Annotated in this window: 13 protein-coding genes and 2 tRNA genes; 4 read left to right on the top strand and 11 right to left on the bottom strand. The window is 66.8% G+C overall.

What is annotated here, in order from left to right:
* Position 1: 1 nt before the first annotated feature.
* On the bottom strand, positions 2–334 hold the full coding sequence (gene yajC, locus F1642_RS01435; RefSeq protein WP_045981124.1) for a preprotein translocase subunit YajC: 333 nt from the start codon (positions 332–334) through the stop codon (positions 2–4).
* Positions 335–464: 130 nt separating this feature from the next.
* Positions 465–1,631 (bottom strand): M20 aminoacylase family protein, encoded by a 1,167-nt coding sequence (locus tag F1642_RS01430; protein ID WP_194885280.1) that lies wholly within the window; start codon positions 1,629–1,631, stop codon positions 465–467.
* Between the two features lie 64 nt (positions 1,632–1,695).
* Between F1642_RS01430 and mazG the strand changes: the two genes are divergently transcribed.
* Positions 1,696–2,502, top strand: coding sequence for a nucleoside triphosphate pyrophosphohydrolase (gene mazG / locus F1642_RS01425; protein WP_194885279.1), 807 nt, complete (start codon positions 1,696–1,698; stop codon positions 2,500–2,502).
* On the opposite strand, the gene dusA is transcribed toward mazG, so the two are convergent.
* The 5 genes from dusA to F1642_RS01400 all read right to left on the bottom strand — a co-directional run bounded on the left by dusA (position 2,499) and on the right by F1642_RS01400 (position 8,031).
* The gene (dusA, locus tag F1642_RS01420; protein ID WP_139597692.1) at positions 2,499–3,485 is read right to left on the bottom strand and encodes a tRNA dihydrouridine(20/20a) synthase DusA; all 987 of its coding nucleotides are present in this window, start codon (positions 3,483–3,485) and stop codon (positions 2,499–2,501) included. The two genes, mazG and dusA, sit on opposite strands and share 4 nt — an antisense overlap.
* 74 nt (positions 3,486–3,559) lie before the next feature.
* Positions 3,560–3,634: transfer RNA gene (locus tag F1642_RS01415), tRNA-Val, on the bottom strand.
* A gap of 78 nt (positions 3,635–3,712) precedes the next feature.
* Positions 3,713–4,012 (bottom strand): hypothetical protein, encoded by a 300-nt coding sequence (locus tag F1642_RS01410; RefSeq protein ID WP_045999535.1) that lies wholly within the window; start codon positions 4,010–4,012, stop codon positions 3,713–3,715.
* 124 nt (positions 4,013–4,136) lie between these two features.
* Entirely contained in the window at positions 4,137–6,554 is a 2,418-nt protein-coding gene (lon, locus tag F1642_RS01405; protein ID WP_194885278.1) for an endopeptidase La, read from the bottom strand.
* 121 nt (positions 6,555–6,675) lie between these two features.
* The gene (locus tag F1642_RS01400) at positions 6,676–8,031 is read right to left on the bottom strand and encodes an ATP-binding protein (RefSeq protein ID WP_240542524.1); all 1,356 of its coding nucleotides are present in this window, start codon (positions 8,029–8,031) and stop codon (positions 6,676–6,678) included.
* 34 nt (positions 8,032–8,065) lie between these two features.
* Between F1642_RS01400 and F1642_RS01395 the strand changes: the two genes are divergently transcribed.
* Entirely contained in the window at positions 8,066–8,926 is an 861-nt protein-coding gene (locus tag F1642_RS01395; protein ID WP_194885277.1) for an MBL fold metallo-hydrolase, read from the top strand.
* Between the two features lie 60 nt (positions 8,927–8,986).
* Positions 8,987–9,061 (top strand) — tRNA-Asn (locus F1642_RS01390).
* A gap of 178 nt (positions 9,062–9,239) precedes the next feature.
* Here the strand turns inward: F1642_RS01390 and F1642_RS01385 are convergent.
* The 3 genes from F1642_RS01385 to F1642_RS01375 all read right to left on the bottom strand — a co-directional run bounded on the left by F1642_RS01385 (position 9,240) and on the right by F1642_RS01375 (position 10,938).
* On the bottom strand, positions 9,240–10,154 hold the full coding sequence (locus F1642_RS01385) for an MYG1 family protein (protein ID WP_194885276.1): 915 nt from the start codon (positions 10,152–10,154) through the stop codon (positions 9,240–9,242).
* A 72-nt stretch (positions 10,155–10,226) separates the two neighbouring features.
* Complete coding sequence (locus F1642_RS01380; protein ID WP_042248244.1) at positions 10,227–10,538, bottom strand: ETC complex I subunit; 312 nt, start codon at positions 10,536–10,538, stop codon at positions 10,227–10,229.
* An 85-nt stretch (positions 10,539–10,623) separates the two neighbouring features.
* Positions 10,624–10,938 carry a hypothetical protein gene (locus tag F1642_RS01375; RefSeq protein WP_194885275.1) on the bottom strand — a complete coding sequence of 105 codons (315 nt, stop codon included), beginning with the start codon at positions 10,936–10,938 and terminating at the stop codon, positions 10,624–10,626.
* Between the two features lie 72 nt (positions 10,939–11,010).
* Here F1642_RS01375 and F1642_RS01370 point away from each other — a divergent pair, with 72 nt between their 5' ends.
* Complete coding sequence (locus F1642_RS01370; RefSeq protein WP_194885274.1) at positions 11,011–11,292, top strand: I78 family peptidase inhibitor; 282 nt, start codon at positions 11,011–11,013, stop codon at positions 11,290–11,292.
* Here the strand turns inward: F1642_RS01370 and uvrB are convergent.
* On the bottom strand, positions 11,289–13,475 hold the full coding sequence (uvrB, locus tag F1642_RS01365) for an excinuclease ABC subunit UvrB (protein ID WP_255522033.1): 2,187 nt from the start codon (positions 13,473–13,475) through the stop codon (positions 11,289–11,291). The genes F1642_RS01370 and uvrB overlap by 4 nt on opposite strands.
* Positions 13,476–13,477: the final 2 nt, after the last annotated feature.

The following is a 13,477-nucleotide window of genomic DNA, read 5'->3' as shown; positions in this document are numbered from 1 at the left end:
TTCAGCTGTTTGCGGCGACAGGTTCGGTCTTGGTGACGACCTGTGCCAGGGTGCTGCGGATCACGCGGACACGCACGCCGGTCGCGATCTCGACCTCCAGCTCGTCCTCGCCCACCGACACGACCTTGCCCAGGATGCCGCCCTGGGTGACGACGCGGTCGCCCTTCTTGACGTTCTCGACCATCGTGCGATGTGCCTTCAGACGCTTCTGCTGGGGGCGGATCATCAGGAAGTACATAATCGCGAAGATCAGGATCAGCGGGATGAACTGCGCGAATGCAGCACCGGCACCGGCGCCGCCGGCGGCTTGGGCATAGGCGGGGGTCACGAACATCAAGGGTCCTTTCGGTCTGGGGGCGCGACCGGGGCCGCGTCAGGATTGGCGCGCAACCTAGCCGCGCTGTCCGCCCTTGGCAAGAAAGCGCCCGCCGCCTTGCGGGCAAGGGCGGCGAACGTCCTTGTGATCAGGGTTGCGCCGGCTGCGCCCGTTCGACCAGCCGCGCGAAGAAGCTGGCCCCGACCGGAGAGATCGCGTCGTTGAAGTCATAGGCCGGGTGATGGACCCCCGCGCCGTCCCCCTGCCCCAGGAACAGGTAGCAGCCGGGCCGCGCGTTCAGCATATAGCTGAAATCTTCGGCCCCCATCTCGCGGCCGGCGTCGGGATCGACATTGGCGGGGCCGGCGATCTCCTTGGCGACGCGCACGGCAAAGGCGGTCTGTTCGGCATCGTTGACCGTCGCGGGATAGCCTTCCTGATAGTTCAGGCGGATCTCCACGTCATAGGCCTGGGCCTGCCCGTCGCAGATCTGGGTCATGCGGCGGCGCACCATGTCGCGCACATGGGGCGCAAAGGTCCGCACCGTCCCGCAGATATAGGCCGTGTCCGGCACGATGTTGTCGGCGCTGCCGGTGTGGATCTGGGTGACCGACAGGGCCAGGTCGTCGGCGGTGTGATGGTTGCGGCTGCTGATCGTCTGGATCGCCTCGACCACGGCCACGGCGGCCACGATCGGGTCGGCGGTCAGGTGCGGCATCGCGCCATGGCCGCCGCGGCCCTGCACGTCGATCTCAAACGTGTCCACGGCGGCCATGATCGGACCGGGGGTGGTCTGGAAGCTGCCGGTTTGCTGGCCGGGATTGTTGTGCATCGCAAAGACGCGTTCGATGGCAAAACGGTCCATCATCCCATCCTGGACCATCGCGTCGCCGCCGCCGCCGTTCTCCTCGGCGGGCTGGAAGATCAGCGCGACGCGGCCGGCAAAGTTGCGCGTCTCGGCCAGGTACTTCGCGGCCCCCAGCAGCATCGTCGTGTGCCCGTCATGCCCGCAGGCATGCATCCGCCCCGCCACCATCGAGGCCCAGGGAAGGCCCGTCGTCTCGGTCATGGGCAGGGCGTCCATGTCGGCGCGCAGGCCGATGGTCGGGCCCTCTCCCTGCCCGCGGATGATCGCCACGATGCCGGTGCGGCCGATCCCCTCGTGGATCTCGTCCACGCCGAACTCGCGCAGGCGCGCTGCGACGAACGCAGCGGTCTGGCCGCAGTCGAAGCCCAGTTCGGGATGCTGGTGCAGGTGGCGGCGCCATTCGGTCATCTGATCTGCGAAATCGGCGATGCGGTTCAGGACGGGCATGTGGACTTGGGCCTTATGCTGTGGCAGTCGATGGGCCATCTTCCGCCTGACGAAGGGAATTGCAATGACCCTCGACCCCGCCGCGCAGATCACGCGCCTGCTGGACATCATGGCCGCCCTGCGCGACCCCAGCACCGGCTGCCCCTGGGACATCGAACAGAACTTCGCCTCGATTGCGCCCTACACGATCGAGGAGGCCCACGAGGTCGAAGACGCGATCCAGCGCCAGGCCTGGGACGAACTGCCCGGAGAGCTGGGCGACCTGCTGCTTCAGGTGGTATTTCACGCCCAGATGGCGCGCGAGGCCGGGATGTTCGATTTCGCCGACTGTGCCGCCGCGATCAGCGACAAGCTGATCTTCCGGCATCCGCATGTCTTCGGCGACGAATCCCGCGACAAGTCCGCCGAACAGCAGGTCAAGGACTGGGAGGCGATCAAGGCCGTCGAACGGGCCGGCAAGGCCGAACGCGGCACGCTGGACGGGGTCGCCCTGGGTCTGCCCGCGCTGACGCGGGCGCTGAAGCTGCAGAACCGGGCGGCGCGCGTGGGGTTTGACTGGCCCGGCCCTGCGGATGTCCTGGACAAGATCACCGAGGAGACGGCCGAGCTGGTCGAGGCCCGCGACACCCTGGGCCCCGACGCGATGGAGGAGGAGTTCGGCGACCTGCTGTTCGTGATGGCCAATCTGGGCCGCCACCTGAAGATCGACCCCGAACTGGCCCTGCGCCGCGCCAACGCCAAGTTCACGCGCCGCTTTGCCGCCATCGAGGCCGCGCTGGCCGCCGACGGCCGCCGCCCCGAGGACAGCGACCTGGCCGAGATGGACCGCCTGTGGAACGCGGCCAAGGTCGCGGAGAAGACCGCCGGTTAGGCCAGCGCGGCCTCGGTCACCTGCGCCAAGGCCGCGTCATAGACCTCGATGCCGCCCTTGGACGCCCCCTCGGACAGGGTGCGCTTCCAGGCGCGGGCGCCGGGCTGGCCGTGGAACAGGCCCAGCATGTGCCGCGTGAACTGGTGCAGCCGCCCGCCTTTGGCGATGTGGTCAACGATCATCGGGCGCATCGCCACGGCGACCTCGGCCGGGGCGGCAAAGGGCGGAACGTCGCCCCACAGCGCATCCGCGCCGCCCAGGATGTTCCACGGTTCGTGATAGGCCGCGCGGCCGATCATCGCCCCGTCCATCACCGCCAGCTGGTCGCGGGCCTGATCCAGCGTCGCGATGCCGCCGTTGATCGACAGATGCAGCGCCGGGAACTGCGCCTTCATCGCGTGGACCAGCGGATAGTCCAGCGGCGGAACCTCGCGGTTTTCCTTGGGACTCAGGCCCTTCAGCCAGGCCTTGCGCGCGTGGATCGTCACCCGCCGGATGCCCGTGCGCTGCAGTATGTCCAGAAATTCGGGCAGCACCTGTTCGGCCTGCTGGTCGTCCACCCCGATGCGGCACTTGACGGTCACGGGCACGGCGCCGACGTCCTGCATGGCCGCCACGCAATCGGCGACCACCTGCGGCGTGGTCATCAGGATCGCACCAAAGGCTCCGGACTGCACGCGGTCGCTTGGACAGCCGCAGTTCAGGTTGATCTCGTCATAACCCCAGGGGGCGGCCAGGCGCGTGGCCTGGGCCAGTTCCGCGGGGTCCGATCCGCCCAATTGCAGCGCCACCGGGTGTTCGGCGGCGTCGTGATCCAGCAGGCGCGGCCGGTCGCCGTGGATGATCGCCGGCGCGGTCACCATCTCGGTGTACAGCAGCGCACGGCGCGACATCAGCCGGTGGAACCGCCGACAATTGCGGTCGGTCCAGTCCATCATCGGCGCGACCGAAAGGCGCGCGGCATCACTGATCGGGTCGGGCATGGGCGGTCCGGGATTGCGGGTCAAGGCCGCCGATATAGGCGCCCGCGGCGAAAAGCGCAAACCGGCAAGGGAAATGGTGGGTGATAAGGGATTTGAACCCCTGACATCTTCGATGTGAACGAAGCGCTCTACCACTGAGCTAATCACCCGTCGGGCTGGTCATTACCGCCAGCCGCAGCCGGTTGCAAGAGGGCGATGCGCGTTTCGACTAGCTGTTTTCCACGCCATCAGGCCGGTGGGGGGGCACGGCGGCGCAGTCGCAGCGTGATGACATCGCCGCCGCGGGCGTCACGCTCCAGATTGATTCGCGCCCGCCCCAGGGGCGGCACCGCCAGGGTGTGCCCGGCGGACAGGACCATGCCAAGCTGCGCCAGCGTCGCCTCGATGATCGGGCGCGCATCGGTGCGCCGGGCGCCCGTCGCGGCCACAACGCGGTCGATGAAGTCGCGCTTCTGAACGACGATCGCCACATGCGGATCGTGCAGCACGGGCGTCGGGCCGTCGGCCCCGATGATTTCGGCTGGCATTGCTGTTCCCCCCCGTCAGGCAATGATGGGATCAGCCTAGCGCGATTTGACGTTGCGTCAATCTTTGTTAACGCTTGCCCGCACCATGGAAAAAGGGCCGGGGATTGCCCCGGCCCTCTCCCTGTCAGTGCGCGACGGCGCTGCCCTGCCCATCGCTGCCGCGATGGTTGGCTAGCCGCGCGGCCTCGGCCGCCTCTTCGGCGGCCTCGTCCCATTCGATGGCCTTGGGTTGGCGCACCAGGGCGTGGCGCAGAACCTCGCGCACGTTGCTGACCGGAATGATGGTCAGCCCCTGTTTGACGTTGTCCGGGATCTCGACCAGATCCTTTTCATTGTCCTGCGGGATCAGCACCGTCTTGATACCGCCACGCAGGGCCGCCAGCAGCTTCTCCTTCAGCCCGCCGATGGCCAGCACGTTGCCGCGCAGGGTCACCTCGCCGGTCATGGCGATGTCCTTGCGGACCGCGATGCCGGTCATGACCGACACGACCGAGGTCACCATGGCGATGCCCGCCGACGGTCCATCCTTGGGCGTGGCGCCCTCGGGGACGTGGACGTGGATGTCGCGCTTGTCGAATTCCGGGGGCCTGACCCCGATATCCGGCGCGATCGAGCGCACGAAGCTGGACGCCGCGTCGATCGATTCCTTCATCACCTCGCCCAGTTTGCCAGTGGTCTTGACGCGACCCTTGCCCGGCAGGCGCAGCGCCTCGATCTGCAGCAGATCGCCCCCGACCGAGGTCCAGGCAAGACCCGTCACCACGCCGACCTGGTCCTCCTTCTCGGCCAAGCCATAGCGGTGGCGGCGCACGCCAAGGTATTCCTCGACCTTCTCCGGCGTCACCTTGACCGATTTGACCTTGCCCTTCAGGATCTCCGTCACGGCCTTGCGGGCCAGCTTGGCGATCTCGCGCTCCAGCGAGCGAACCCCGGCCTCGCGGGTGTAATACCGGATCATGTGGGTCAGGGCCTCGTCCGAGACGCTGAACTCTCCTTTGCGCAGACCGTTCGCGGCGATCTGCTTGGACAGCAGGTGGCCTTTGGCAATCTCTCGCTTTTCATCCTCGGTATAGCCCGACAGGCTGATGATCTCCATGCGGTCCAGAAGCGGGCCCGGCATGTTGTAGCTGTTGGCCGTCGTCACGAACATCACGTTCGACAGATCGTATTCCACCTCAAGATAGTGGTCCACGAAGGTCGAGTTCTGTTCCGGATCCAGCACCTCCAGCATGGCGGATGCCGGATCGCCCCGGAAATCCTGGCCCATCTTGTCGATCTCATCAAGAAGGATCAGCGGGTTGGTCGTCTTGGCCTTCTTCAGCGCCTGGATGATCTTGCCCGGCATGGACCCGATATAGGTCCGGCGATGACCGCGGATCTCGCTCTCGTCGCGCACGCCGCCAAGGCTGATACGGATGAACTCGCGCCCCGTCGCCTTGGCGATGGACCGTCCAAGCGAGGTCTTGCCCACGCCCGGAGGACCGACCAGCGTCAGGATCGGGCCCTTAAGCTTTTGGCTGCGGGCCTGCACGGCCAGATACTCGACGATCCGCTCCTTGACCTTGTCCAGACCATAGTGGTCGGCGTCCAGGATCGCCTCGGCGCGGCCAAGATCCTTGCGGGTGCGCGACTTGACGCCCCAGGGCAGCGACAACAGCCAGTCCAGGTAGTTGCGGCTGACGGTCGCCTCGGCCGACATGGGTGACATCGACTTCAGCTTCTTCAGCTCACCCTCGGCCTTGTCGCGGGCCTCCTTGCTGAACTTGGTGGCGGCAATCTTCTGCTCCAGCTCGGCCAGCTCGTTCTGGCCGTCCTCGCCGTCGCCCAGCTCCTTCTGGATCGCCTTCATCTGCTCGTTCAGATAGTATTCGCGCTGTGTCTTCTCCATCTGGGTCTTGACGCGCGACTTGATCTTCTTCTCGACCTGCAGGACAGACATCTCTCCCTGCATGTGGCCATAGATCTTCTCAAGGCGTGCCGCGACCTCCAGCGTGTCCAGCAGGTCCTGCTTGCGCTCAAGGTCGATGCCCATGTGTCCGGCGACAAGGTCGGCCAGCTTGCCGGGCTCGGACGCCTCGGACACGGCGGTCACGACCTCCTCAGGGATGTTCTTGCGGACCTTGACGTAACGCTCGAACTCCTCGGTCACGGTGCGCACCAGCGCGGCCACCGTGGCCTCGTCGCCCATCGTCTCGTCCAGGACACGGGCCTCGGCCATGAAATGGTCGTCATGGGGTACGAAGTCGGTGATCTCGACACGCTCGCGGCCCTCGACCAGCACCTTCACGGTGCCGTCCGGCAGCTTGAGCAACTGCAGCACGTTGGCCAGAACACCGGCGCGGAAGATGCCCTCCTCGGTGGGCTCGTCGATGGCCGCGTCCTTCTGGGCGGCCAGCAGGATCGGGCTGTCCGATTCCATCACGGCCTCCAGCGCGCGGACCGATTTCTCGCGTCCGACGAACAGGGGAACGATCATGTGCGGGAAGACGACGATATCCCGCAGGGGCAGCACCGGATAGGTCTGGGTGGTGAATTCCGTCATGGTATGTCCTTTCTGCCCGAAGCCGCGGCCCCGTCATGGCGACGCGCGGCCTCTGCATGCGATCAATCTAGGGGTGTCGCCCCCCGCGTTCAATATGACCGCAACAATGCCACCTATTTCGTCAGCGCGGAATGACGATCTCTGCCCGCAGACCGCCCAGACGCGGGCCGCGGCCAAGCCGCAGCTGCCCGCCATGCGCGCGCGCCACGTCCGCAGCGATGGCCAGGCCCAGCCCGGCCCCCTGCGCGCTGTTCCTGCGCCGCGACGGATCCAGCCGGGTAAAGGGCCGCATCGCCGCGTCCAGGCTGTCCTCCGGGATGCCGGGGCCGTCATCCTCGATCCCGATCCGCAGGCTGCGCGGGCCAAGCGAGGCGTCCATCTCGGCCCGGCTGCCGTAACGCACCGCGTTGCCGATCAGGTTCTCCAGCGCGCGGCGCAGCATGTCGGGGCGGAACGTGGCCAGCCCGTCCCGATCGCCCTCGAACTGGACCAGGCTGGCCTGCTGGCCGGCGCGTTGCGCGTCCGCGACCAGGCCCTCCAGGAAACCCGCGGCGGCGATGGGCTGGGGCGCGCTGTCCTGCGCGTCGTCGCGGGCATAGTCCAGAAAGCCGTCGACCATGCGGTTCATCTCCGCGATGTCGGCCTCCATCGCGCTGATGTCGCCGGGCTCAGGCGGCATGTCGGGCCCGATCATCGACAGCCCCAGCTTCATCCGCGTCAGCGGTGTGCGCAGGTCGTGGCTGATTCCAGACATCATCAGCTTTCGTTGGTCGTTCTGGCGCTCCAGCCGGTTGCGCATGTCCAGGAACGCGGTGCCCGCGCTGCGCAGCTCGACCGCCCCGGACGGGCGATAGGGCACGATGCGCCCCTTGCCGTATTCCTCGGCCGCATAGGCCAGCCGCCGGATCGGGCGCAGCTGGTTGCGCAGGAAGATCATCGCGATCCCCGTCATCAGGACCGACGTGAACACCATCAGCACCAGCAGCTGGTGCGGGTTCGACGCACTGACCCGCCGCCGCTCGAAGCTCAGCGCATAGGGTCCGTGCGGTCCGTCCAGCGCCACCGACACCCGCCGGTCGCTGCTGGCCAGATCGACCGAGATCACCTGCGGCAGCGCGTCGCGCAGCACCTCGGTCACCACCCGCCCCGAAAAATCATAGAACAGCCGCCGATCCTCGGCAGGCGGATCGACCGGCAGCGCCAGTTCCAGCTCCAGCGGGCGCGCGACGGACACCCCGGCGCGCCGCGCCGCGTCGGGCGTCGCGGCACTGTCGATCAGCCGCGCGACGAAGGTCAGCTCGTGCGACATGCTGGCGGTCATCTGCCGGGTCACGCCCTCGAAATGGCGCTGCAGGAACATCACGCTGACCACAGTCGTCACCACCACGACCGGCAGGAACAGGATCAGCGCCGCGCGCGCATAGAGGCCCCGCGGGACCAGCTTGCGCATCTGCGTGGCGTCGGCATTGTTCGACATGGCGGCCTCCTGCGTTGCGCGCTAGGCTAGCCCCATGACCCCGCCTGCGAAAGAGCCGCTGCAGATCCTGGCCCCGAATCCGTCCCCCCTGACCGGGCCGGGCACGACCACCTTCCTGCTGGGCGACAGCCATGTCGCGGTGATCGACCCCGGCCCCGACGATCCCGCCCATATCGACGCCGTCGCCCGCGCCGGCCGCGGCCGCATCAGCCATATCCTGATCACGCACGCGCATCGCGACCATAGCGCCGGAGCCGCACGCCTGTCCCGCCTGACCGGCGCCCCGGTGCTGGCCTTCGGCGATGCGCTAGCAGGGCGGTCGCCGCTGATGTCCCGCCTGGCGCTGGAGGGCCTTGGCGGGGGCGAGGGGCTGGACCACGCCTTCGCGCCCGACCGCCACCTGCGCGACCAGGAGGTGATCACCACGCCAGACTGGTCGCTGACAGCGTGGCACACGCCCGGTCATGCGGCAGGGCACCTGTCGTTCCAATGGGGTGACCGGATCTTCTGCGGCGACCTGGTGATGGGCTGGTCATCGACGCTGATCTCTCCGCCGGATGGGGACCTGGTGGAATACTTCCGCTCGCTGGAACGGCTTGCGGCACTGTCGCCGCGCGTCCTGCTGCCGACCCACGGGCCCGCGATCACGGCCCCGCAGGACCGGATCGCGGAACTGGCGCGGCATCGCCGCGACCGCACGTCCCAGATCCTGGCCGCCCTGCGGGTCCGCCCCGATTCCGCGGCGGGCCTCGCGCGCCGTATCTATGCGGTGCCCGAACCGGTCCTTCCCATCGCCATGCGCAACGTCCTGGCCCATCTGATCGCCCTGTCCCAGATCGGAGCCGTTGATTTTACCGGCGTTTTGACGATCGAGACGGTTTTTTCGACCGGATGACAAAAAACCCCAGAACGCCACTGGACGCCCCTGACCGAGGTTGCTATATCCGCCCCGTGTTCCGGCGTAGCTCAGCGGTAGAGCAGTTGACTGTTAATCAATTGGTCGTAGGTTCGATCCCTACCGCCGGAGCCAGACCTTTCTAAGTTCTTGAGTAGGTTTGGTTAAACACACAGGTGCCCGGCAGACGGCACAACATTCCCCAAACTTCGATGATGACTGCAACGTATTCACGTCGGCAGCTTGCGCATTCTATCCCGTGCCCTGCAGTCGCCTGACCGCAGGGCTGTCCGATGGCTCCGGCTGTCAGCCGTCAGACGTCGCTTGCCGCCACCGCCAGGTCGGCAAGACGCAAAGCGGCGTCGCGATCGGCGGCCACGGCGATGAAGCGGGCGTTGTGACAAAAACGCGCCCCGGAAACGCCCGATGCAGCCTCGAAGGCGCCATCGGTCAGGCCGGCCCAGGTTGCCGGCAGGTCTGCGCGCAGAGCGAACCCGTCCGCATCGCGGCGGATGCCGGTCACCGCCCAGTCCGTGTCCCGCGGATGGATCACGAACAGCAGATGGTCCGCCCCCGCCGCGGTGATGGCGGAGCGAAACGGCATCCCCATCGGCAGTTCCAGCACCCGACCGTCGCCCGCGGCGGCGATGGCTGCCATAACGACGGCCTCGGCGCGATGCTTTGCGGCCTTGCGGGCCACGGCCGCTTCGACGAAGGCGCGGGCGATCGCGACCGCACCGTCAAAGGCACGGTCGTCGGCGTCGGGGCTGCGGTCATCGAAGACGGGCTTGAGGCTCTCCAGCAGCATCGGCAGGGACAGATCGGCCAGCGGCCCCGTCGGCGACAGCGCGCCGTTGTCGACCAGGTCGATGGGCAGCACCAGGTCGGCGTCAATCGCCGCATGGATCGCCTCGATATCTGCTTCGGGCACCTGCAGCGCGGCCAGGTAGTCGCGCCCGAACTGCCGCCAGATCAGTCCGAAGGAACTGTAGGGCTGGCCGTCGTCGCGCAGCGGAGGAGATTTCTGATGGTGATCGAAGATCATGCGCGCGGCATCGAAATCGCGGCCCACGTCATAGATGATCCGCCCTTCCGCAGGCGTGATCCAGTCGGCGTCGCGCGTCCGCATGATCCGCGCCTGCGGGTGCAGGCGGGTCAGGATGACCGAGGACAGGACCTCATCGGCGTGAAAGCCGCCGGAATGGGTGACAAGATGCGTGACGGTCATGGAATATCCCTCAAATGCAGATGACCGCCCGGGGGCGGTCAGCAAAGCTTTGTGTCGATGGCGGATGCGGCCTCAGTGGCTCCATGGCTCGCGGCGGTCGGTGGCGAAATTCTCGCCATAGCCGCGGGGGCGGATGTTCGTGCCGCGGCGGTGCGGTTCCTGCACCACGAATTCCAGTCCATGATCGCGGGCGTAATCCTCGGCCTGCTTGCGGGTGTCAAAGCGCAGGCGGACCTGGCTTTGGGTGTCGCCGCTGCTGGTCCAGCCCATCAGCGGATCGACCTCGCGCGCGTCGGCGGGCGGGAATTCCAGCACCCAGCCCTTGGTCTTGGCGGTACCGGACTGCATCGCGGTGCGGGCGGGCTGATAGATGCGCACGGGCATGGGTGATCCTTCGGATTGACTGTCCGCTGTATCGCCAAATCCGGGCGGCGGATCAAGCCCCCTGCCCCGGTCATGCCGACGCAGGTCAGGGCTGCAGGGTATCGGGCAGATCCTGGAACGGAACGCTCAGCCGCGCCGCTCCGGTCTGCTTGTCTAGCAGGCAGACCGACAGTTCCGGCAGACGGTCCGGCAGCGTCGCGACGACCAGTGCCAGCGCGTGTGTCTCGGTGCCGAATTCGTTCGGGGTCACGGACAGTTCCGCGTCGGGCGCCGCGTCCTGCGCCAGGCGCGTGCATTCCGCCACGGTGCGGTCGCGCAGTTCGGCCCATGCCTCGTCCGTCGAGGATTGCGCGACGGCGGGCCAGAATGCCACCATCGCCACCCAAACCGTATGTTTCATCATCTTGCCACCGGAACAACTGAACATGGCCCACGTTGGCATTCCAACACGCCGTTGTCACATGAGAGAGACGTGATCATGACCCCCTTTCGCCACCCTGTCCTTTGCGCGTCGCTGCTGATGCTGACCCTGGGCGCCTGCGCCGGCAGCCCTTATGACGTTCCCGCCCGCCAGTGCGACCTGTCCCAGCACCAGGCCCTGGTCGGACGCAACATCGGCGAGGTCCGCCTGCCGCCCAACCTGCGCAAGCGCGAGGTGCACAACCAAGGCGTCATGACGCGCGACTACAATCCCGCGCGCCTGACCATGTTCCTGGACGCCAAGGGCTGGATCGCCCGGGTGGAATGCAGCTAGCGGCCGCGCTTGGACCGCTTGTTGCCGCCCCGTTGACCGGCCCGTCCGGCGGTCGAACGGCCCGATGATTTGACGGCGGCCTCGGCCGCCTCCTCGATCACCGACTGCCGCGCCATCGGATCGTCCGAGATCGCCAGGTCCACCGCCTCCAGCCGCTTGACCTCGTCGCGCAGGCGCGCGGCCTCTTCAAACTCCAGGTTCTCTGCGGCCTTGCGCATCTGGGTGCGCATCGCGTCCAGATGGGCGGCCAGGTTCGCGCCGATCAGCGGCTTGTCCACCTTCGTAGTCACGCGCGACTGGTCGGTGTCGCCATGCCACAGGCCTGCCAGCACGTCCTCGACGTTCTTGCGGACCGTCTGGGGCGTGATGCCGTGCTCCTCGTTATAGGCCATCTGTTTGGCGCGACGCCGTTCGGTTTCGGCCATGGCCCGTTCCATGCTGCCGGTGATCCGGTCGGCATACATGATGACCCGCCCTTCGGAATTCCGTGCCGCCCGACCGATGGTCTGGATCAGCGACGTCTCGGACCGCAGGAAGCCTTCCTTGTCGGCGTCCAGAATGGCCACCAGCCCGCATTCGGGAATGTCCAACCCCTCGCGCAGCAGGTTGATGCCGACCAGCACGTCGAACGCGCCCAACCGCAGGTCGCGCAGGATCTCGATCCGCTCGATCGTGTCGATGTCGCTGTGCATGTAGCGGATCTTGATGCCCTGCTCGTGCAGGTATTCGGTCAGATCCTCGGCCATGCGCTTGGTCAGCGTGGTGACCAGCGTGCGGTAACCTGCGGCGGTCACGCGGCGCACCTCGTCCAGCAGGTCGTCGACCTGCATCTCGACCGGGCGGATCTCGATCTTGGGGTCCAGAAGGCCCGTCGGGCGGATGATCTGTTCGGTGAAGACGCCGCCGGTCTGGTCCATCTCCCATTGCGCAGGCGTGGCCGAAACGAACACGGACTGGGGCCGCATCGCGTCCCATTCCTCGAACTTCAGCGGGCGGTTGTCCATGCAGGACGGCAGACGGAAGCCGTGTTCCGCCAAGGTGAACTTGCGCCGGAAGTCGCCCCGGTACATTCCGCCGATCTGCGGGACCGACACGTGGCTTTCGTCGGCAAAGACGATCGCGTTGTCCGGGATGAACTCGAACAGCGTGGGGGGCGGCTCTCCGGGCGCGCGCCCGGTCAGATAGCGGCTGTAGTTCTCGATGCCGCTGCAGACACCGGTCGCCTCCAGCATCTCGATGTCAAAGGCGGTGCGCTGCTCCAGGCGTTGCGCCTCCAGCAGCTTGCCCTCCTCGGTCAGCTGCTTCAGGCGCATCGCCAGTTCCTGCTTGATGCCCTTGATCGCCTGCTGCAACGTCGGGCGCGGCGTCACATAGTGGCTGCTGGCATAGATGCGGATCTGCTTGAAGCTGTCGGTCTTGACCCCGGTCAGCGGATCGAACTCGGTGATCGCCTCCAGTTCGTTGCCGAAGAAGTCGAACCGCCAGGCGCGGTCCTCAAGGTGGGCGGGCCAGACCTCGACCAGATCGCCGCGCACGCGAAAGCTGCCGCGCTGAAAGCTGGTGTCCAGCCGCTTGTACTGCTGCGCGACCAGCTGGCCCAGGAACTCGCGCTGGTCATAGCTTTCGCCCACGACCATGTCCTGGGTCATCGCCGAATAGGTCTCGACCGAACCGATGCCATAGATGCAGCTGACCGAGGCCACGATGATCACGTCATCGCGTTCCAGCAACGCCCGGGTGGCACTGTGGCGCATCCGGTCGATGGCCTCGTTGATCTGCGATTCCTTCTCGATATAGGTATCGCTGCGGGCCACATAGGCCTCGGGCTGGTAATAGTCGTAATAGCTGACAAAGTACTCGACCGCGTTGTCGGGGAAGAACCCCTTGAATTCGCCGTAAAGCTGGGCGGCCAGCGTCTTGTTGGGCGCCAGGATGATCGCGGGACGCTGCGTCTCCTCGATGATCTTGGCCATGGTGAAGGTCTTGCCCGTCCCCGTGGCCCCCAGCAGCACCTGGTCGCGCTCTCCGGCGCCGACGCCCGCCACCAGTTCGGCGATGGCCGTGGGCTGATCGCCCGCCGGTTCAAATTCGCTTTTCAATGCAAAGCGTTTCCCGCCCTCCAGCTTGGGGCGGGTCACTTCGGGAACGCGCATCACGGGCGCGTTGGTGTTGTTGTGACCCATGA

Origin of the sequence: Paracoccus sp. NBH48 (assembly GCF_015390265.1) — a bacterium.
Taxonomy (GTDB): Bacteria; Pseudomonadota; Alphaproteobacteria; order Rhodobacterales; family Rhodobacteraceae; genus Paracoccus; species Paracoccus marcusii.
Note: the sequence above shows the minus strand (reverse complement) of the source record. Positions and strands in the feature narration are given on the sequence as shown.